We start from the raw sequence: 16,341 nt of genomic DNA, 5'->3' as shown, positions 1-16,341 counted from the left end.
CCTTTTCCTTGACTAAATACATTGATATCAATAGACATTAGGCATGTCAAACGCGGTAGAGATTCCTTTTTCAACGACGCTTCTGGTGCGCGACACGTGCCTCTGCCTGCATGTGCAACGGGCAGCGCGCGCACTGGCGCGGCTATTCGACGATGCCCTTCGCCCTGTCGGGCTCACCAACGGCCAGTTCTCGCTGATGATGTCGCTGAACCGCCCGGAGCCACCGCCGATGGGAGCGGTCGCGACCCTGCTCGCAATGGATCAGACGACATTGACGGCGGCACTCAAGCCATTGCAGCGCCGTGGTTGGGTAAATGTAACCCAGAATGCGAAAGACAAGCGCCGACGCCTGTTAAGCCTGACGCCGGAGGGAAAGGCGGTGCTTGCGGCCGCAGTGCCGATCTGGGAAAGCACTCATGCGAGCCTTGAAGATGCGCTCCCGGATGGCGACATGGGGCGGCTGCGACGCGACTTGCAGGCGCTGGCTTGAAGAAATAGTTGGCGTCAGTCGCGCGCCATTCGCGGATCGCCGGCGAAATCCTCCACCGAGAATCCAACTCTGACTTTCGGGAAATCACAAAGCGCCTGGACGCCAATACCCGAAAGCCGGATCCTCCATGTCTGGCGCTCGACCGGCTCGCGAGCGACAAATGCCGCTGCCGTCAGAAGCGCGATGTTGCGGCCGCGCTGCGGGTCGCGCACGGATTCATAGAGAATTGCCTGGCAACCGGCCTCGCGCGCAGCGTCGGCGAGAGCCTGGCACGGGCCATAATTATGAGGATCCGTCCATATCGAACGATCGGCGTCGAGCGGCGGCCGCATGAGGTCGATGGCGGATGGCGTGGCTATCGCGGCGGCAAAGGCAGTGTATTCGGCGGCATTGGCGGGAAACTGCGTCGCCGGCGATTCAGAATAGAACAGCAGCCGATAGAAGGCCATTTCCGCAAGCGCGGTTTCCACCCGCTCGGACGCATAGAAGACACCAGCCGTGCGCCCTGCCCGGCGGAAACGCGATCCATGCGGGTAGACGGCACCATAACGGAAGGGCGTTGCAAGTAGGTAGTCGAGGCCGATGCATTCCGGCGGCAGCGCCGGTTTGCTTTCCTCGAGCAAGGTTTCGAGCAACGCCTGCTCGTCGAGCGTGTCGACGAGCTTCAGCGTCGAAATCTGGTGCTGCGCCTCGACCAGGCGCCAGAACCTGCCCGAGATCGGCTGCGCCTCAGACGAGAGCGCGGCGGGCGTCCAGGTAAGCAATGACATCGGTCAATCCGGAAATGCTGACGATCTTTTCGAGTGGCGTCGCGCCGAGCGCCGCGTTGGCGTTGCGCAGCCATTGCCGGGCAACGACTTCATCGCCGCCAACAATCGCGTCGAGCGAGCGAAACAAACGAACGAGCAGGATAGCGAGTTCAAAAGACTTTGAGCCGCGCTCGAGCAGATAGTCCTGCCGTTTCATGCGCGAGATGGTCGCCTCGGACACACCAAGCACCGCCGAAAGGGTTCGGGCGTTGAGGCCGAGATGGTTGGCTGCGTTGACGGCCGCTTTGGTGATGACGGCAGCCTCCGGAGACCTAATACCGGGGATGGTCTGTGCTATAGCCATGCCATATTCCTTTCACTGGAAAGAATATAGCATTTTATTTTCACATGAAAAGAGCGCCGCAAGGCACGGCGCTCTTTTTCGTCCTTGATCAGGCAACGGTAACCGGAACTTCGGTCGACGTGCGCATCGCGTGGCTATAGGGGCACACGATATGGGCCGCAGCAGCCAGCTTCTCAGCGGTCGGCTTGTCGAGGCCAGGTATGCTGACCGTCAGGGCGACTTCGATGCCGAAGCCGGTGCCATCCTCGCGCGGGCCGATGCCGACCTTGGCGCTGACCGTGGTGTCTTCCGGAATCTTGACGTTTTCCTTGCCGGCGACAAATTTCAAAGCGCCGAGGAAGCAGGCCGAATAGCCCGCAGCAAACAGCTGCTCAGGGTTGGTGCCGGTCGCGCCGTCGCCGCCGAGTTCCTTCGGAACGGTCAGCGTCACATCGAGGACGCCGTTGTCGGAAACGGCGCGGCCTGCGCGGCCACCGGTGGCGGAAGCCTTGGTCGTGTAGAGGATGGGCATGTCAGTCTCCTTTGCGTTGGGGTTGGATTTTGTATATCGCGCAATTAAATTGTACGCAAGTGAATTTTGCAAATTGCATTTAGAATTCGAAAAGAGGAGAATTGCCCCTTGGAAAGGAAGACGATGAAAGCGCATCTGGCAAAGACGATGGAAATTCCGGAAGAGGAAAAGCGGCTGGAGAACCAGCTTTGTTTTGCGGTGTACTCGACAGCCCACGCCTTCACCCGCGCCTACAAGCCGATTCTCGACAAGGTCGGCCTCACCTACCCGCAATATCTCGTCATGCTGGCGCTGTGGGAAAAATCCGAGCAGGCGGTCAAGGCGATCGGCGAACAGCTCGATCTCGATTCGGGCACATTGTCGCCGTTGCTCAAACGGCTCGAACAAAATGGCCTGATCAAACGCACCCGAGATTCCCGCGACGAACGCCAGGTCATCGTTTCACTGACCGACAAAGGTCTGGCGATGCGGAGCGAGATCGACACGATCATGACCGCGATCGGCCAGGCGGCGGGCTGCACACTCGAAGAAATGAAGACGATCCGGGGCCTGTTGCGAGGCCTGCGCTCAAACCTTACGGCCGCGGTATAGCGGTTGCGGCCCGGCAATGGGATCGCCAGCACCTTACCGATCCCATAGCGCAGCTTGGTCGGCGTGGTTGCGCGGCAGGTCGAATTCTCTTTGGTTTTCGATGACGGCAGCGGCGCGGTTTTGCGGCAGAAGCTCGCTCTTCAGCCGCTCGACAACCGCCGCTGTTATTTCGTCCTGAACCGCGAAGATCTGCCCGAAATGACGATCGAAGCGGTCCGCCCAGACAATCCCACCGGTTTGCGCATCGACAAGCTCGGTCGTCAGACGCAATTCATGGCCGCTCACGCGAACACTTCCGCTGAGGACGTAGTGCACACCCAGCGCCCTGACCACATCCGGCAGGCGGCCGGCCTTGTCGCGATAGGCGAAGCTCAAACTCTTCGACGTGACAAAGAGAGCGGGAATCTTCGCCAAGGCAGTGATGATGTCTTCGACAATGCCGTCGGCGATCCATGTGTGCCGCCCCCCAGGCACCGCGACGGTGAACGGAAGCACCGCGATCGAGAGCCGCCCCGACGGACCAAACGCTGCTGGCGCCAGCAGAGCCTCGCTGCGCCGCACCAGCTTCTCGTCCAACGCATAGCCGCGGCATGGAACAGTGCGGATGAGCTTTGCTGCGCCCTCACCCAAGGTCCGGCGGATGTCCGTCACGCACTGGCTGAGCGAGCCGTCCGTGACGGCCACATTGGGCCAGACGGCTGAAACCAATTCATCCTTAGTGACGACGCGTCCCGAATTTTCAAGCAGATAAGTCAGCAACGCCAATGATTTGGGGCGCAAACGGACATCCTGCCCGCCCTTGCGCAGCCGGCCCTGTTGCATATCGAGTTGGTGTCCCGCGAATTCGAACATCGACATTGGATGCTCCGAATGTTGGCGCGCAATCTAGCAAACGCTTCCCACCACGACAACGAACCGTATCCAAACGCGACATCGAAACGAAAGAATTTCAGAGAAATTTCAAAAGCGCTTCAGCGGGACTTCACGACAACCACACGGGTAAATGGGAGGCTTTGCCGGTGCAACTGCAACTTGGGGGGCCACCATGACGTTCCTGCACCTACATGGCGTGCGCAGTTTTTCGCCGACAGCCGCGTTTTCGGGAACATGGCACGCGCTCGCGCATCTGATCCCGCATGGGGAACACCATTCGCCAACAGATCACGCTGCGTGCCGGGCGCTGGATCAGCTTGACGACGAGCAGTTGGCCGATATCGGCATCGTCAGACACGACGAGTTTGCCGGTTGGCATGAGTCCGCGAGAGGCTCCGATCCTGACCCGATCGTGTCCCACAGCTATTCATGGCGTTAAATTTCGGCCGGCCAAATATGGGGCGGAGAGACAGCGCTGTCTCCCCCGGGGCGACGCTATTCCCGTGGAAAGATGCTGTCTCCCAGTGAAGGGAGACAGCGAAACGCAAATCGATCACTGCAGAACGACGACCGGCGCCTTGTTCGGCACACGGTCATAGAGGTCGATGATGTCCTGGTTCAGCAGGCGCACGCAGCCTGACGACACTGCCTTGCCGATCGAACGCCAATCCGGATTGCCGTGCAGCCGGTAGAGCGTATCTTCGCCATTCGAGAAAATGTAGAGCGCACGTGCGCCGAGTGGGTTCTTCAGACCCGGCTCCATGCCGCCGTTTTCGATCGAATACTTGGCGAGTTCGGGCTGGCGCGCGACCATCTCGTTCGGCGGCTTCCAGCGCGGCCACCTTTGACGCCATTGGATAACGCCGGAGCCCTGCCAAGCGAAGCCTTCGCGGCCGATACCAACGCCGTAGCGCATCGCCGTGCCGCCGGGCTGGACGAGATAGAGGAAACGCGAGGGCGTATCGACGACGATCGTGCCGGGCGCCTGGCCGGTCGGATCGACGACCTGCTGACGATAGAAGCGCGGATCGATCTGCTGATACGGCACTGCGGGAATGAGGAAGCCACCATCCTCGATCGGGCCGTACATGACCGCCAATTCGGCGTCACCCGGCGTCTGCGGCGCCTGGACTGGACTGCGCATGACGACCGGCTGAGCCGTGGAATAAGGCGGCGGTCCAGCCGTGGATGCACACCCGGTCAGCGCCGAAGCTGCGGTCATTGCCGAAAAGGAAAGGAAGCTGCGGCGGGAAAGGGGTTTTTCGAAGCTCATACGCGGGTCTGGTTTCCTGTTGCGCTGGAAGGACGAACGCCCTTCGCGGAAGGTGGCTCAACGCCGGTGACAAGACAAGAAATCTATCGCCATACGTTAAATAAACCACCACCTCACGAAGTCGTGTCCGCCTACCGCGCGACGATATCACCAGTGCTGTTGCGCGACTACATCACGACGATTTCGGTCTTTGCCGGAACGCGGTCATAAAGGTCGACCACATCCTGATTCAGCATGCGGACGCAGCCCGACGATGTGGACTTTCCGACCGACTGCCAGTCCGGCGTTCCGTGGATGCGGTAGAGCGTATCCTGCCCGTCCTTGAAGATATAAAGCGCACGCGCGCCGAGCGGGTTTCCGAGGCCGGGATTCATGCCGCCGTTTTCCGCGGAGAAGGCCCGAACATCCGGCTGGCGCGCGACCATTTCGTCGGGCGGCGTCCAGCGCGGCCACTTCTGCTTCCACTGAATGACGCCGCGGCCAGACCATGCATAGCCTTCACGGCCGATGCCGACACCGTAGCGCATTGCCTTGCCGCCCGGTTCAATGAAGTAGAGGTGCTTGGTCTTCGTATCGACGACGATCGTACCGGGCTTTTCGTTGCTCGGATAATCGACCTCCTGCCGCAGATATTGCGGGTCGATGCGGCTGACCGGTATGGCCGGCAAAGTGAAATCCGTGTCGCGGACCTGGCCGTACATGGCGCTGTTCACCGGATTGGTGACCGGCAGGCCGTAGGTCCGGCTAAAGTTCGCGCCCGGAATACCATAGGTCTGGTTATAGATCGTCGGCGGCACACCCGGCCGCTGCGGGACCGGCGTATCGATCGGCTTGACCCGCATGGGATCGACACCGGGCGGGTTATAGAAGACGGGCGATGTTTCCTGCACGAAGCGGGCGGGATCGGTGGCACCGGTATCCGGGATGAGGATATTGCAGCCGCTCAGGCAAAGAGCAGCGGCCGCAAGCCCGGCAAATGGCGACACCCGGCTGAGAACAGTCATAAAACACCCTCATCGACAACAGCGAGACGTATAGCTGCGGCAAGGATGGCACTTGCGGCTGGCGCGAGGCTGGTCACCGAGCCAGCCTAATATTTACCGGACGCCGGACCGCGATCAGGCCGCGACGCCGTGGAAGAACTTTATGCTCTGCTCGATCTCCGCCGGCAGCGCCGAGGTGTGGTTGCCGGTCACCGTATCCGTTTCGATGCGGACTCCGCCTGAGCGTGCGCGGCTTGCAAGCAGCCCGGCGCGGTCGTTGAAATGCGCCTCTTCGGTGCCGTGGACGACGCGGACGGGGCATTTGAAGCTCTTGGCATAGCAGAGCGCGCTACGGACCTCGAATTCGTGGGCATTGCTGTCGTCGAAACGAATGTCCTGCGGGTAGCGATTGAAGAAACGGAATGCGTCCGGATTGCCTGATATCGGCGCTGCAGCGCGGAACTTGTGGGTGCTCATTGCCGCCAGCATCGTCAGCGTACCACCGATGCTGTGGCCGGCGACGAACAGGCGGTCGCCATCGACGCCCGGAAGATGCTGCAGCCGGTCGGCGGCCGAAAGTACATCGTCGACCTCGTCGTAAAAGCCCGAGAAGTTGCCCATCTGGCCGTTCTCGCCGCGCAAAGACGGCATCATGACCACGAAGCCAGCGTCGACATAGGCCTTGAGCAGAACCCAGTGGCCAAGCCCCATGGCGTTTCCGCCGTGCAAAAACAGAACGCCCGGCTTCGGCTTGCTGCCACGCTTGTACTTGGAAACCCAGGCGACCAGCTCCAATTCGCCGCCGTAACCCGAGCGATAAAAAATCTTGTCCCCTTCCGGCGGAGCGTCGAGCGGTTCATACTTGTCGGGAGCCGGTCCCTTCTGCAGGAGCCTGGTATGGAAGCGCTTGCGGGCCTTGGCATAATCGTGATCGATCAGCCGCGGCACCTCCGGAACCTCGAATGCGCTTGCCATGCGCGGGAGCAGGAGGGCCCCGGCCAGGCCTGCAAGAACCGTGCGGCGCTGGCGGAGAAAAGAATTACCTTCGTCTGACGTCATTTCACACTTCCATGGTACCCGGCGATTCGAGAATTGCACCGGAAGCGTGCGGCCGCCAACACACGTTGTGTTGAAAACGGTGGCCCTGCGGCGTTTTGCGCCAGAAAAACCTACCGTTCTCCCTTCGCATCGATCATGGCGACCAGCGTCTGGAGGCGATCCGCCTCATAGGACGGTTTGTCGGGGCGCAGCCGGGAAATCCGCGGAAAGCGCATCGCCACCCCCGACTTGTGGCGGGTGGAGCGATTGATGCCTTCGAAGGCGACTTCCACGACGAAGCCGAAATCCCTGTCCGCCCTGACGGCGCGCACCGGACCGAAGCGCTCGGTCGTGTTGTTGCGCACGAACTTGTCCAGCAGTTCCAGCTCGGCATCGGTGAAGCCGAAATAGGCCTTGCCGACTGGCACCAGCTGTTCTCCCTCCGGCGTCTCGGTCCAGACGCCGAAGGTGAAATCCGAATAATAGCTCGAGCGCTTGCCGTGGCCGCGCTGCGCATACATCAGCACGGCATCGACATTGTAGGGATTGCGCTTCCATTTGAACCACGGTCCCTTCAACCGCCCGGCCTGATAGACGCTGTCGCGCCGCTTGATCATCACCCCTTCGATGACAGGATCCGGCGGTGACGACCGCAAGCCATCCAATTCGTCCCACGAAGAGAACTCGACCAGCGGGGAGAGATCGAAGCGGTCGTGTGGGGCTCGGTCGATGACCTCCGCAAGACGCGCACGGCGATCGACATAGGATTGGCCGCGCACGTCCTCCTCCCGATCGAACAAGAGATCGTAGGCACGGATGAAGGCCGGATATTCGTCGAGCATCTTCGTCGTCACCGTCTTGCGGTTTAGCCGCTGCTGCAGATCGGAGAAGGTGCGCGTCGGACTGTTCGAACGGGTGGTCCCACCAACTAGCAGCTCGCCGTCCATCACACCGTCAAAGCTGATCGATTCGACGATATCCGGGAACGCGCCCGATATATCGTCGCCGGAACGCGAATAGATCTTGCGCGTATCGCCGGAGCGCGACAGCTGCACGCGAATGCCGTCCCACTTCCACTCGGCGGCATAGTCGGCGGGATCGAGCTGATCGAGATCCCCCTCCTCGACCGGATTGGCGAGCATCACGGAATGGAAGATTGCCGGCGTTGCCAGCACCGGCTTGTCGCCATGCCCTTCCAGCCAGCGAAACAACGGCTCGTAGGGCGGCTGCAGGCCATGCCACAGCGTCTCGATTTCGGTCACGTCTTGGCCGCCCATGTCGGCAAGCGCCTGTTTCGCCAATCGCGAGGACACACCGATGCGAAGCGCCCCGGTCGCGAGCTTGATGAAGGCGAAGCGCCCTGACGTGTCCAGCTGATCGAGCAGGTCGCGCACGAAACTGCGGACTTCGGTGCGCCCGAGCGCGTTCATTTGCCTGACGACATCTCCAAGTCGCGGCTGGGCAAGTGCCGACCGCTCGATGTCCTTCTCGGCGTCCCAGACGAGCGAGATCGTTTCCGCGAGGTCGCCGACATAATCGTAGGAATAGCGGAAGAGCACCTCGTCCATCCGCTCCAGCACCAGCTCGCGCAGCATGGCCGGCTTCACGTTGCGCACTTCAAGGGTGCCGGCGATGGCGGCAAGGCCGTAGCCGCGATCCGGATCCGGGGTGTTTCGGAAGTAGTCGGAGAGCAGTTTCAGCTTGCCGTTACGGCTGGGGGTGAGCACGAGGCGGTCAAGCAGATCGGCGAACGCTTTCATCAATCAGCCTCGTCTTCGTAGCCGACGAGGTGGAGCGGTCGGGCCTTGATGCCCTGCAACTGGCACCAGCGAACCAGCGCCTCTTCGCGGCCATGCGTCACCCACACTTCCTCGGGCCGCAGGTCGCTGATCGTCTCGGTCAGCTCCGGCCAGTCGCAATGATCGGAGATGACCAGTGGCAGTTCGACGCCCTGCTGCTTGGCGCGCTGCCGCACCATCATCCAGCCCGACGCAAATGCCGGCAAAGGCTCATTGAAGCGTCGCGCCCAACGGTCGGCAAAGGCGGAGGACGGGCCGACGACAATGGCTCCCTTGAAGGCAGACTTGTCGCGGCTCTCAATGGTCGCCGGGCGCAGCTCACCAAGCTCGATGCCCTGCTCCATGTAGTAGTCGCAGAGCCTTTCCATCGCGCCGTGGATATAGATCGGCTGGTCGTAGCCGGTATCGCGCAGCAGGCGGATGACGCGCTGCGCCTTGCCGAGTGCATAGGCGCCGATCAGATGCGTCCGCTCCGGAAATTGCCGCAGCGAGGCGTACAGTTTGCCCATTTCATCGACGGGATCGGGATGATGGAAAACCGGCAGTCCGAAGGTCGCCTCGGTGATGAAGACATCGCAGGGGACCGGCACGTAGGCAGCGCAGGTGGGGTCCGCCCGCCGCTTGTAGTCGCCCGAGACGACAATGCGGGTGCCGTTCTTCTCGATGGCGATCTGGGCCGAGCCGAGCACATGCCCGGCCGGATGAAAGCTGACCTTCACGCCGTTGATCAGGATCTCCTCGCCGAAGGCCGCAGCCTGCTCGCTTGCGCAAAAGCCGTCGCCATAGCGGATCTGCATGATGTCGAGCGTCTGGCGTGTCGCCAGTACGTTTACGTGGCCGGGCCGCGCGTGATCGGAATGGCCGTGGGTGATCAGGGCTCGCTCGACCGGCCGCACGGGATCCACATAGAATCCTCCCTCGGGACAATAGAGCCCTTCGGGGGCGGGATAGAGCAAGGCATCAGATCTCATGCCTGCAAAGATAGCGGGAAAGAACGGAAGGGCCAGTGGGCGACAGGAAGATGCGGATCCGTACCAAAATGAAACAGGCGCGCTGGCACGTTTCCTGCAGCACGGCGGAAATGAAGCAAAGTCCGTTAACCTCCCGTCGTGACCTGTTCCGCCTTGCCGGAGCATCCGCCTTTGCGCTGGTGGCATCGCGCAGCTTCGCGACGACGCGCGACGGCGACCTGCGCGGCGCGATCGACGCAGTCCGTTACAAGACGATACCTGATGCCGCTGACCGCAAGAGCGCCAGCCTGCAGAAGATGATCGATCAGGCCGCGGCGGAGAATGTGCCGGTTTTCCTGCCACCCGGCACCTACGCAGCTTCGAATCTGGTGCTGCGCGACAATACGCGCATCACCGGTGTTCCCGGCGCATCGCGCATCGTCTACACCGGCGGTGGCAAGCTCTTCAGCGCCGACAACGTCAAGCACGTCGAACTCTCGAACATCATTTTCGACGGGCAGAATCGCTCGCTCGGCGACGATGCCGGAGGGCTGCTGCAATTCACCGGCGTCGCCGAGGTAGCGATCGACAATTGCGAGATCACCGGCAGCCGCAAACATGCCGTTCGGCTGGAGCGATGTGGCGGCCGGATCGAGCGCAGCCGCGTACAGGGCGCCGGTCAATCCGGCATCTACGCCGTCGAATCCGACGGGCTTTCGATCACCGGGAACGAGGTTTTCGACTGCGGCAATGGCGGCATTCTGGTGCATCGCTGGACGAAGGCGGCTGACAACAGCGTCGTCAACGGCAACCGCATCTACCGGATCAGGGCCAATGACGGCGGCACCGGCCAGAACGGCAACGGCATCAATATCTTCCGCGCCGACAACGTGATGGTTGCAAACAACCACGTGTCCGACTGCGCCTTTACAGCCATCCGCGCCAACTCGGCCTCCGACATCCAGATCACCGGCAACCAGTGCCAGCGTTCCGGTGAGACGGCGATCTATGTCGAATTCGAGTTTGTCGGCGCTGTGGTGTCCAACAACATGGTGGACGGCGCGGCAAACGGCATCTCGATTGCCAATTTCGACCATGGCGGCAGGCTGGCGAGCGTGACCGGCAACGTCGTGCGCAACCTGACGCTCAAAGGCCCCTATCAGCACGAGGTCGGGTTCGGCATCGGCATTGCGGCCGAGGCAGACACACTGGTCTCCGGTAACATCATAGAAGGTGCTCCACGCTGGGGGATGCAGCTCGGCTGGGGACCGTATCTTCGCAACCTCGTCGTGACCGGAAACATTACCCGCAATGCGCCGGTCGGTTGTGCTGTCTCGGTAGCGGAGGGCGCCGGAACCGCCGTTATCACCGACAACGTGTTTCAGCAAACACCCGGCGGCGCCGTCCTCGGTTTCGAATGGGACAGGAAGGTGTCGGGAGAACTGGCGACCACCGGGTCCTCGCGCTTTGCGCAACTGACCGTCGAGCGCAACCGCATCTCCTGAGAAGCATCAAAAGCTTTCATCGATTCATAAGGCTTGGCCGCTTCCGCTGGGACGCTTCGGCTCCTACCCTGCAGCAACAGAACATGGGGAACATCGACATGCTGACGATCTATGGGGTTTATCGCTCGCGCGCCTCGCGCGTTTACTGGATGGCCGGGGAGCTAGGGCTGGAATTCGAGTCCGTGCGTGTCATTCAGGCGCGGCGCCTTGCCAACCCGCTTGCCGCCGATGCACCTATCAATACGCTGTCGCCGGATTTCCTGGCGGTCAATCCAATGGCGCTGATCCCGAGCATCAGGGATGGCGACCTTGTGATGCATGAGTCGCTTGCCATTACCCTTTACCTTGCGCGCAAGCACGGCGGACCACTGGCCGCTCAAACCGTCGCGGAAGACGGTTTGATGACGATGTGGACCATCTGGGCGGCAACCGAGGTTGAGCCGCATACGGTGAAGATCGTCTATGTCTACGACGACGAGAAGCAGAACAGCGACGAGGGCAAGGCGACGATCAGTGTTGCTGTGCGTTCGCTGAAGAAGGCGTTCGCGACGCTGGAGAAGCATCTGGCAACCAACGAATACGTCGTCGGCAACCGCTTCACGGCAGCAGATCTCAATATTGCGGAAGTGCTTCGCTACGCCCAGACGGAACAGGCGCTGTTCGAGGCCCATCCCCATATCAGCGCCTGGATCAAGCGCTGCCAGTCGCGGCCGGCCTATATCGCGATGCAGGCGACGCGATCGCAGGAACCTATCTGATCAGGGAAAGAGCTTGAGGGTCTCGGCCATTTCCTCACGGATCCAGGCCTTGAAATCCTTCACCTTCTTGGGTTCTCGCGAGCCTGTGGCGGTTACGAAATAGTGACCGAAACCGGTTTTCGCGCGAATGCCGAAGGGCGCGACCAACTGCCCCTGCTGCAGGGCAAAGCCCGCAAGCGTCTGCCAGGCGAGCATGACGCCCTGCCCTGCGATAGCCGCATCGAGGCAGAGCGACGCGTCGTTGAAGACGTGCCGCGTCTCAAGCGTTGCGCCCGACAACCCGGCCTCATGCATCCATACTTTCCAGCTGAACATGGCGCGGCCATCGATCACCGCCGGCACCGACAGGATGTCGGCGAGCTCGTGCAGACGCGCCGCCATCGCAGGTGAACAGACCGGGAAGACCTCCTGCTGCAGCAGCAGTTCTGCCTTCACGTCCGGCCACTGACCGTTGCCGACCCGGATGCCGACATCGACATCGCAGAGCGCCGGATTGACGAGCCGCGTCGTCGCATCCATTCGCAGGCTGATTTCAGGGTGCCTTTCGGCAAAACGATCCAGCCGATAGACGAGCCAGCGCGCGGCGAAGACCGGCGCCACCGAGATCGTCAGTATGCTTTCGTCGCGTTGCCGTGTCGCCGCGACGGCCTGTGACAGCGCGTTGAACCCCTCGGTCAGGCCGGCCAGCAGGCGCGCGCCGGCCTCCGTCGCGACCATGCCCTTGGGCGTGCGCTCGAAGATCAGGTGATCGAGCTGCGCCTCTGCCTTGATGACCTGCTGGCTGACCGCGCCGATCGAAACGCCCAGTTCCTCTGCAGCTGCCTGCAACGAGCCAAGCCGCCCCACAGCCTCGAGCGCGCGTAATCCATTCAAGTGAACCGAGTTCAGGTTTCTCATATAGTTTTTCTATACTCAGACATTGGTAATCTCAATTGAAACCTGCCTGACCGACCGCGATAATCCCTCCGTGTTGATGAGATGCTCCGTTCAGCTCCGTACAAGGAAGCGAGGCACGCCATGCAATTCCTGAAGTTTTTCTTGAGCGTCGAAACGCTCGATCCTCCCTACAGCGCGGATACCAGACAAGATCCGTTGAACCACCCGGATCTCACGCGCATGTCGTTGAGGGCGCTCGCCGATCTGCCGCTCGGTCCGGAACCCCGTAAGCCGCAACCCCAAAGGCCGCAGCTTGCAAGGTGCGCTTAAGAATGAGAGATCTGTTAGTCTGTGGGAGCTTCAGTCCGAGCAAGCCCAATGACCGACAGTGTCGACACGATTTTTGCGCGCCTCAAGCGTCTCTCTGATGAGGCCAACCTTCCTGGCGTCGAGGAGAGCACGTCCTATGGCAACCCGGCACTGAAGGTTGGCGGCAAATCCTTTGCTGCGGTCAAGAACAACGAGACCATTGTGCTCTGCATCTCGATCGACGACAAGGAACGGCTGATCGAGATGGCGCCCGAGATCTATTATCAAACACCTCACTATATCGGCTGGCCCTATATGCCCTTGCACGCAGCCATGATCAGCGATGCCGAACTGAAGGAACGGCTGATCGGCGCATGGCGGTTCCGTGCGCCAAAGAAGCTTGCCGCGAGCTTTCAGGGCTGAGCGCACCGTCTGCTGATTGCCTCCGGCGCTGCTCCGCGATCCGGACGCCTGTTAGGCCTGCTCGCGCTCCAGTGCCCGCTGAACGGCCGGCCGCTCCATCATCTGAGCATAATGCGCCGTCGCTTTCCGGAAGCGGGCCGGATCGACGCCATCGGATCGCAGCCAGCCGGTCATGACGAAGAGGTAGGGATCCGCGACCGAGTAATATTCACCCATCACCCACGGCCCTTCCAGCATCCGCGCGTCGATGAGGTCAAAGCATTCGGTCATGGTCTGCGGGACCTTTGCCTTCATCGCCTCATGAGCAGTCGGATCATCCGCCCATCGACTACCGCGTCGGGCGTGTGCGTGGTTCACATGCACCGTCGAGCAAATGTAGTTGTTAAAGGCCTGCATGCGCGCGAACTCAAACGGATCAAGCGGCGCCAACTGGGCTGCCGGTGCGACCTGCGCGATAAATGCGAGGATTGCCGGCGTTTCGGTGAGAATGCCATGATCGGTCACAAGTGCCGGAACGCGCCCCTTCGGATTGATCTCAAGGTACTCAGGCGAGCGCTGCTCCGCTTCTGCAAAATTCAGCTTTTTCGTCTTGAACGGCAGGCCGGACTCTTCCAGCGCAATCAGGCTTGCGAGCGCGCAGGTGTGCGGGGCAAAGTACAGTGTCAGCATGATCGACTCCCTTCGATCCTGACCTTATAGCGCGGCCGCCTGCAAACGCACAGATCGAGGCCGGCAAGCCGGCCCCTTAAACCAACCCGCCTTAAGCGCAACCCGGCACATCCTCGAGCCGGTACCAGACAGGAATGCCGCGTTCGCGCGCAATGCGGACATCGTTGTCGGCGCCCTTCGATTCTCCTTCGAGCCGAAGCACGCCGTCGCAAAGCTGCAGCAGACGGCCAGCGACGGGGTGAAAGATCTCTTCGTAGAGATCATCGCCGACAGCTTTGCCGCCGGCGGCGTTCCATACTGGGAGCGCCACCCATTCTCCGATCATCGGTACGTGACCGGCCTTGAACAGCCTATGCGATGGCTGCTCCAGGCGCTGCAAATTGGCGGCCATTTTCACAGGGTCGTCGCCGGTTCCGGACCTGTAGGGCCCAGCAATCAAAATCAACATGATCAAGCTCCATTTTCCTCGGCCTCATGCACGAGACGGCAGACAACTGCACGATACTTCTTGAATGTCGAATCATTTCGTGCAATTTCATGCTAATTCGTGCAACTGTAGGATCGAGGCCATGTTCACCAGTCAGCGCAAATCATTGATCCTCGACGTTCTTCGGCGGGACGGCCAGGTTGTCGCCAAGCGCGTCGCCGAAGACTTTTCGCTGTCGGAGGACACGATCCGCCGCGACCTCCGGGAGATGGCGGCGGAAGGTTTGCTAAAACGGGTGCACGGCGGGGCAATGCCTGTTGCACCGCAACTTCCCGACTTCTCGACGCGCAAGGGCGTTTCATCTGAGATCAAGGAGAGGCTCGGGAAAAAGTCGGCCTCGCTCGTGCGATCCGGCCAGTTGATCTTTCTCGATGGTGGCACGACGACGGCGGAAATCGCCCGGCAGCTGCCGCGCGAATTTGCCTTTACGGTAGCAACGCACAGCCCGACCATCGCCGCCGAACTGGAACATCACCCGACGGCGAGTGTGATCCTCATCGGCGGCAAGCTCTACAAGCACTCGATGGTATCCGTCGGGTCCGCTGCCATGACCGCGATTTCGCAGCTTCGGCCGGACATCTTCTTTCTCGGGGTGACGGCAGCCCATCCGGTGCAGGGGCTATCGACCGGTGATTTTGAAGAAGCGGCCATCAAGCGTCACATCGCCTCCTGTGCCGCAGCGACGTACGTGCCACTGACGGACGAGAAATTGGACCGCGTCTCGCCTTGCCTCATCCTGCCGATCGCCGGCGTCTCGGGGCTGATCGTTACAGCCGACAGCGCCGCGGCTGCCATCGAGCCCTATCGCAACCTCACTGCCGAGATCCTCGAAGCGTGAACGGTTGGGCAAAACGCGCCTTCAGTTCCGCCAGGTTCTGCGGCAACAGGCTAGCGGCAAGACCGACGACGAAGACTGCAAAGACGACATAGGCGAAGGTATCGCGCCCGCGTCCGAGTGTCAGGAGATCGTTCAGTCCGGGCTGCAGCGCCGCAATCGATGCCGAGAGCCGCATGTCGCCCAAGAGTCGGTCGGGGATGGTGGCAAAGGCTGGCGCCTCCGACAGCGCAAGCAAGGCGCCGTAGACCGCCGAGAAGCGAATGATCATTCGCAGCGCCCGCCATGCTCCGAGCGGCCGCGCGCCGCTGTCTTCGAACGCCCAGCCGATATAGGCGCAGAAGACGACGAGGAACAGGAACGCCACGGGCAGCCCGTCCAACACGGTCTCCGGTTTCAACTGGCCAGTCCAGCCACTGGCGAGCAGCAGCGGGAACGGCGCCGATGCCACGAACCAGATTGCGACGACGACGCCCCAGGCCCAGTTCATCGACAGATAGTGGACGCGGGCAAGCGTAACGACGAGGATGATGGCACCCGCGAGATAGACGCCCGACGGCTTCATCGATCCGGTCATTGTGACGATGATCGGGCCACAGGAGCCAGCGACATGGGCGCAGCCCGAGGAAACGACCGTCAGCCAGGTGACGTAGTCGAAACACATTGTGAAAAAGAGGAAGATCGCGATGGCGATCAACATCCACCAAAGATAGCGGCCCGCAAACATATCCTGCCCTCATGGCGTTCGATGTACTGGGCAAAGGGTAACTCACCCCTCAAAAACCGCATCCGTTCTCGTGGGCTGTAGTTTCACATACATTAGCGAATTCTATTCTTGCGGCGCGACTGTTCCGTTCC

At 61.2% G+C, this 16,341-nt stretch carries 20 protein-coding genes; 7 read left to right on the top strand and 13 right to left on the bottom strand.

The window, feature by feature from the left end; genetic code table 11:
- Nucleotides 1-43: 43 nt before the first annotated feature.
- Nucleotides 44-490, top strand: a complete 447-nt coding sequence (locus FHX16_RS05225) for a MarR family winged helix-turn-helix transcriptional regulator (protein ID WP_183859786.1) — start codon at nucleotides 44-46, stop codon at nucleotides 488-490.
- A 14-nt stretch (nucleotides 491-504) separates the two neighbouring features.
- On the opposite strand, the gene FHX16_RS05220 is transcribed toward FHX16_RS05225, so the two are convergent.
- The 3 genes from FHX16_RS05220 to FHX16_RS05210 form a co-directional block, all read right to left on the bottom strand.
- Nucleotides 505-1,260: an RES family NAD+ phosphorylase gene (locus FHX16_RS05220; RefSeq protein WP_183859788.1), complete on the bottom strand. Its 756-nt coding sequence runs from the start codon at nucleotides 1,258-1,260 to the stop codon at nucleotides 505-507.
- Nucleotides 1,220-1,603: an antitoxin Xre/MbcA/ParS toxin-binding domain-containing protein gene (locus FHX16_RS05215; RefSeq protein ID WP_183859790.1), complete on the bottom strand. Its 384-nt coding sequence runs from the start codon at nucleotides 1,601-1,603 to the stop codon at nucleotides 1,220-1,222. Before FHX16_RS05215 ends, FHX16_RS05220 begins: the two co-directional genes overlap by 41 nt.
- Before the next feature lie 88 nt (nucleotides 1,604-1,691).
- A complete protein-coding gene (locus FHX16_RS05210) occupies nucleotides 1,692-2,114 on the bottom strand; it encodes an organic hydroperoxide resistance protein (protein ID WP_183859792.1) in 423 nt (140 codons plus the stop codon).
- A 123-nt stretch (nucleotides 2,115-2,237) separates the two neighbouring features.
- Between FHX16_RS05210 and FHX16_RS05205 the strand changes: the two genes are divergently transcribed.
- Complete coding sequence (locus FHX16_RS05205; RefSeq protein WP_183860731.1) at nucleotides 2,238-2,705, top strand: MarR family winged helix-turn-helix transcriptional regulator; 468 nt, start codon at nucleotides 2,238-2,240, stop codon at nucleotides 2,703-2,705.
- Between the two features lie 33 nt (nucleotides 2,706-2,738).
- Here the strand turns inward: FHX16_RS05205 and FHX16_RS05200 are convergent, their stop codons facing one another.
- Nucleotides 2,739-3,563, bottom strand: coding sequence for a winged helix-turn-helix domain-containing protein (locus FHX16_RS05200; protein ID WP_183752050.1), 825 nt, complete (start codon nucleotides 3,561-3,563; stop codon nucleotides 2,739-2,741).
- Between the two features lie 187 nt (nucleotides 3,564-3,750).
- Here FHX16_RS05200 and FHX16_RS05195 point away from each other — a divergent pair, with 187 nt between their 5' ends.
- Entirely contained in the window at nucleotides 3,751-4,017 is a 267-nt protein-coding gene (locus tag FHX16_RS05195) for a DUF1127 domain-containing protein (RefSeq protein ID WP_183752052.1), read from the top strand.
- A 114-nt stretch (nucleotides 4,018-4,131) separates the two neighbouring features.
- Here the strand turns inward: FHX16_RS05195 and FHX16_RS05190 are convergent, their stop codons facing one another.
- From FHX16_RS05190 to FHX16_RS05170, 5 genes are all read right to left on the bottom strand, one after another.
- On the bottom strand, nucleotides 4,132-4,851 hold the full coding sequence (locus tag FHX16_RS05190) for a L,D-transpeptidase (RefSeq protein ID WP_114711925.1): 720 nt from the start codon (nucleotides 4,849-4,851) through the stop codon (nucleotides 4,132-4,134).
- 167 nt (nucleotides 4,852-5,018) lie between these two features.
- The gene (locus tag FHX16_RS05185) at nucleotides 5,019-5,855 is read right to left on the bottom strand and encodes a L,D-transpeptidase (protein ID WP_183859794.1); all 837 of its coding nucleotides are present in this window, start codon (nucleotides 5,853-5,855) and stop codon (nucleotides 5,019-5,021) included.
- Nucleotides 5,856-5,969: 114 nt separating this feature from the next.
- Nucleotides 5,970-6,893 carry a S9 family peptidase gene (locus FHX16_RS05180; protein ID WP_183859796.1) on the bottom strand — a complete coding sequence of 308 codons (924 nt, stop codon included), beginning with the start codon at nucleotides 6,891-6,893 and terminating at the stop codon, nucleotides 5,970-5,972.
- Nucleotides 6,894-7,003: 110 nt separating this feature from the next.
- Nucleotides 7,004-8,632, bottom strand: coding sequence for a cisplatin damage response ATP-dependent DNA ligase (locus FHX16_RS05175; RefSeq protein WP_183859798.1), 1,629 nt, complete (start codon nucleotides 8,630-8,632; stop codon nucleotides 7,004-7,006).
- Nucleotides 8,632-9,642, bottom strand: coding sequence for a ligase-associated DNA damage response exonuclease (locus FHX16_RS05170; protein ID WP_183859800.1), 1,011 nt, complete (start codon nucleotides 9,640-9,642; stop codon nucleotides 8,632-8,634). Before FHX16_RS05170 ends, FHX16_RS05175 begins: the two co-directional genes overlap by 1 nt.
- Before the next feature lie 110 nt (nucleotides 9,643-9,752).
- Here FHX16_RS05170 and FHX16_RS05165 point away from each other — a divergent pair, with 110 nt between their 5' ends.
- The gene (locus FHX16_RS05165) at nucleotides 9,753-11,126 is read left to right on the top strand and encodes a TIGR03808 family TAT-translocated repetitive protein (RefSeq protein ID WP_183860733.1); all 1,374 of its coding nucleotides are present in this window, start codon (nucleotides 9,753-9,755) and stop codon (nucleotides 11,124-11,126) included.
- Nucleotides 11,127-11,224: 98 nt separating this feature from the next.
- A complete protein-coding gene (locus FHX16_RS05160; protein ID WP_183752061.1) occupies nucleotides 11,225-11,884 on the top strand; it encodes a glutathione S-transferase family protein in 660 nt (219 codons plus the stop codon).
- Here the strand turns inward: FHX16_RS05160 and FHX16_RS05155 are convergent, their stop codons facing one another.
- Nucleotides 11,885-12,781 (bottom strand): LysR substrate-binding domain-containing protein, encoded by an 897-nt coding sequence (locus tag FHX16_RS05155; protein WP_259126706.1) that lies wholly within the window; start codon nucleotides 12,779-12,781, stop codon nucleotides 11,885-11,887.
- Nucleotides 12,782-13,138: 357 nt separating this feature from the next.
- Here FHX16_RS05155 and FHX16_RS05150 point away from each other — a divergent pair, with 357 nt between their 5' ends.
- Nucleotides 13,139-13,492 (top strand): MmcQ/YjbR family DNA-binding protein, encoded by a 354-nt coding sequence (locus tag FHX16_RS05150; protein ID WP_183859804.1) that lies wholly within the window; start codon nucleotides 13,139-13,141, stop codon nucleotides 13,490-13,492.
- Between the two features lie 51 nt (nucleotides 13,493-13,543).
- Here FHX16_RS05150 and FHX16_RS05145 read toward each other — a convergent pair whose 3' ends face one another.
- The gene (locus FHX16_RS05145) at nucleotides 13,544-14,161 is read right to left on the bottom strand and encodes a glutathione S-transferase family protein (protein WP_183859805.1); all 618 of its coding nucleotides are present in this window, start codon (nucleotides 14,159-14,161) and stop codon (nucleotides 13,544-13,546) included.
- Nucleotides 14,162-14,252: 91 nt separating this feature from the next.
- Entirely contained in the window at nucleotides 14,253-14,609 is a 357-nt protein-coding gene (locus FHX16_RS05140; protein ID WP_114712486.1) for a DUF4406 domain-containing protein, read from the bottom strand.
- A gap of 121 nt (nucleotides 14,610-14,730) precedes the next feature.
- Here FHX16_RS05140 and FHX16_RS05135 point away from each other — a divergent pair, with 121 nt between their 5' ends.
- Entirely contained in the window at nucleotides 14,731-15,486 is a 756-nt protein-coding gene (locus FHX16_RS05135; protein WP_259126704.1) for a DeoR/GlpR family DNA-binding transcription regulator, read from the top strand.
- Here the strand turns inward: FHX16_RS05135 and FHX16_RS05130 are convergent.
- Nucleotides 15,461-16,210 (bottom strand): hypothetical protein, encoded by a 750-nt coding sequence (locus FHX16_RS05130; RefSeq protein ID WP_183859809.1) that lies wholly within the window; start codon nucleotides 16,208-16,210, stop codon nucleotides 15,461-15,463. The genes FHX16_RS05135 and FHX16_RS05130 overlap by 26 nt on opposite strands.
- Nucleotides 16,211-16,341: the final 131 nt, after the last annotated feature.

This window comes from Rhizobium sp. BK661 (assembly GCF_024808825.1).
Classification (GTDB): Bacteria; Pseudomonadota; Alphaproteobacteria; order Rhizobiales; family Rhizobiaceae; genus Rhizobium.
The sequence above is the reverse complement of the archived record's forward strand: the minus strand, read 5'-3'. Positions and strand labels throughout refer to the sequence as shown.

Excerpts from the sequence above, each read along its gene's own strand:
- FHX16_RS05215 (WP_183859790.1), bottom strand. The coding sequence starts at position 1,603 with ATGGCTATAGCACAGACCATCCCCGGTATTAGGTCTCCGGAGGCTGCC.
- FHX16_RS05225 (WP_183859786.1), top strand. The coding sequence starts at position 44 with ATGTCAAACGCGGTAGAGATTCCTTTTTCAACGACGCTTCTGGTGCGC.
- FHX16_RS05160 (WP_183752061.1), top strand. The coding sequence starts at position 11,225 with ATGCTGACGATCTATGGGGTTTATCGCTCGCGCGCCTCGCGCGTTTAC.
- FHX16_RS05165 (WP_183860733.1), top strand. The coding sequence starts at position 9,753 with ATGAAGCAAAGTCCGTTAACCTCCCGTCGTGACCTGTTCCGCCTTGCC.
- FHX16_RS05140 (WP_114712486.1), bottom strand. The coding sequence starts at position 14,609 with ATGTTGATTTTGATTGCTGGGCCCTACAGGTCCGGAACCGGCGACGAC.
- FHX16_RS05150 (WP_183859804.1), top strand. The coding sequence starts at position 13,139 with ATGACCGACAGTGTCGACACGATTTTTGCGCGCCTCAAGCGTCTCTCT.
- FHX16_RS05220 (WP_183859788.1), bottom strand. The coding sequence starts at position 1,260 with ATGTCATTGCTTACCTGGACGCCCGCCGCGCTCTCGTCTGAGGCGCAG.
- FHX16_RS05180 (WP_183859796.1), bottom strand. The coding sequence starts at position 6,893 with ATGACGTCAGACGAAGGTAATTCTTTTCTCCGCCAGCGCCGCACGGTT.
- FHX16_RS05200 (WP_183752050.1), bottom strand. The coding sequence starts at position 3,563 with ATGTCGATGTTCGAATTCGCGGGACACCAACTCGATATGCAACAGGGC.
- FHX16_RS05210 (WP_183859792.1), bottom strand. The coding sequence starts at position 2,114 with ATGCCCATCCTCTACACGACCAAGGCTTCCGCCACCGGTGGCCGCGCA.
- FHX16_RS05185 (WP_183859794.1), bottom strand. The coding sequence starts at position 5,855 with ATGACTGTTCTCAGCCGGGTGTCGCCATTTGCCGGGCTTGCGGCCGCT.
- FHX16_RS05145 (WP_183859805.1), bottom strand. The coding sequence starts at position 14,161 with ATGCTGACACTGTACTTTGCCCCGCACACCTGCGCGCTCGCAAGCCTG.
- FHX16_RS05155 (WP_259126706.1), bottom strand. The coding sequence starts at position 12,781 with ATGAGAAACCTGAACTCGGTTCACTTGAATGGATTACGCGCGCTCGAG.
- FHX16_RS05175 (WP_183859798.1), bottom strand. The coding sequence starts at position 8,632 with ATGAAAGCGTTCGCCGATCTGCTTGACCGCCTCGTGCTCACCCCCAGC.
- FHX16_RS05205 (WP_183860731.1), top strand. The coding sequence starts at position 2,238 with ATGAAAGCGCATCTGGCAAAGACGATGGAAATTCCGGAAGAGGAAAAG.
- FHX16_RS05135 (WP_259126704.1), top strand. The coding sequence starts at position 14,731 with ATGTTCACCAGTCAGCGCAAATCATTGATCCTCGACGTTCTTCGGCGG.
- FHX16_RS05130 (WP_183859809.1), bottom strand. The coding sequence starts at position 16,210 with ATGTTTGCGGGCCGCTATCTTTGGTGGATGTTGATCGCCATCGCGATC.
- FHX16_RS05170 (WP_183859800.1), bottom strand. The coding sequence starts at position 9,642 with ATGAGATCTGATGCCTTGCTCTATCCCGCCCCCGAAGGGCTCTATTGT.
- FHX16_RS05195 (WP_183752052.1), top strand. The coding sequence starts at position 3,751 with ATGACGTTCCTGCACCTACATGGCGTGCGCAGTTTTTCGCCGACAGCC.
- FHX16_RS05190 (WP_114711925.1), bottom strand. The coding sequence starts at position 4,851 with ATGAGCTTCGAAAAACCCCTTTCCCGCCGCAGCTTCCTTTCCTTTTCG.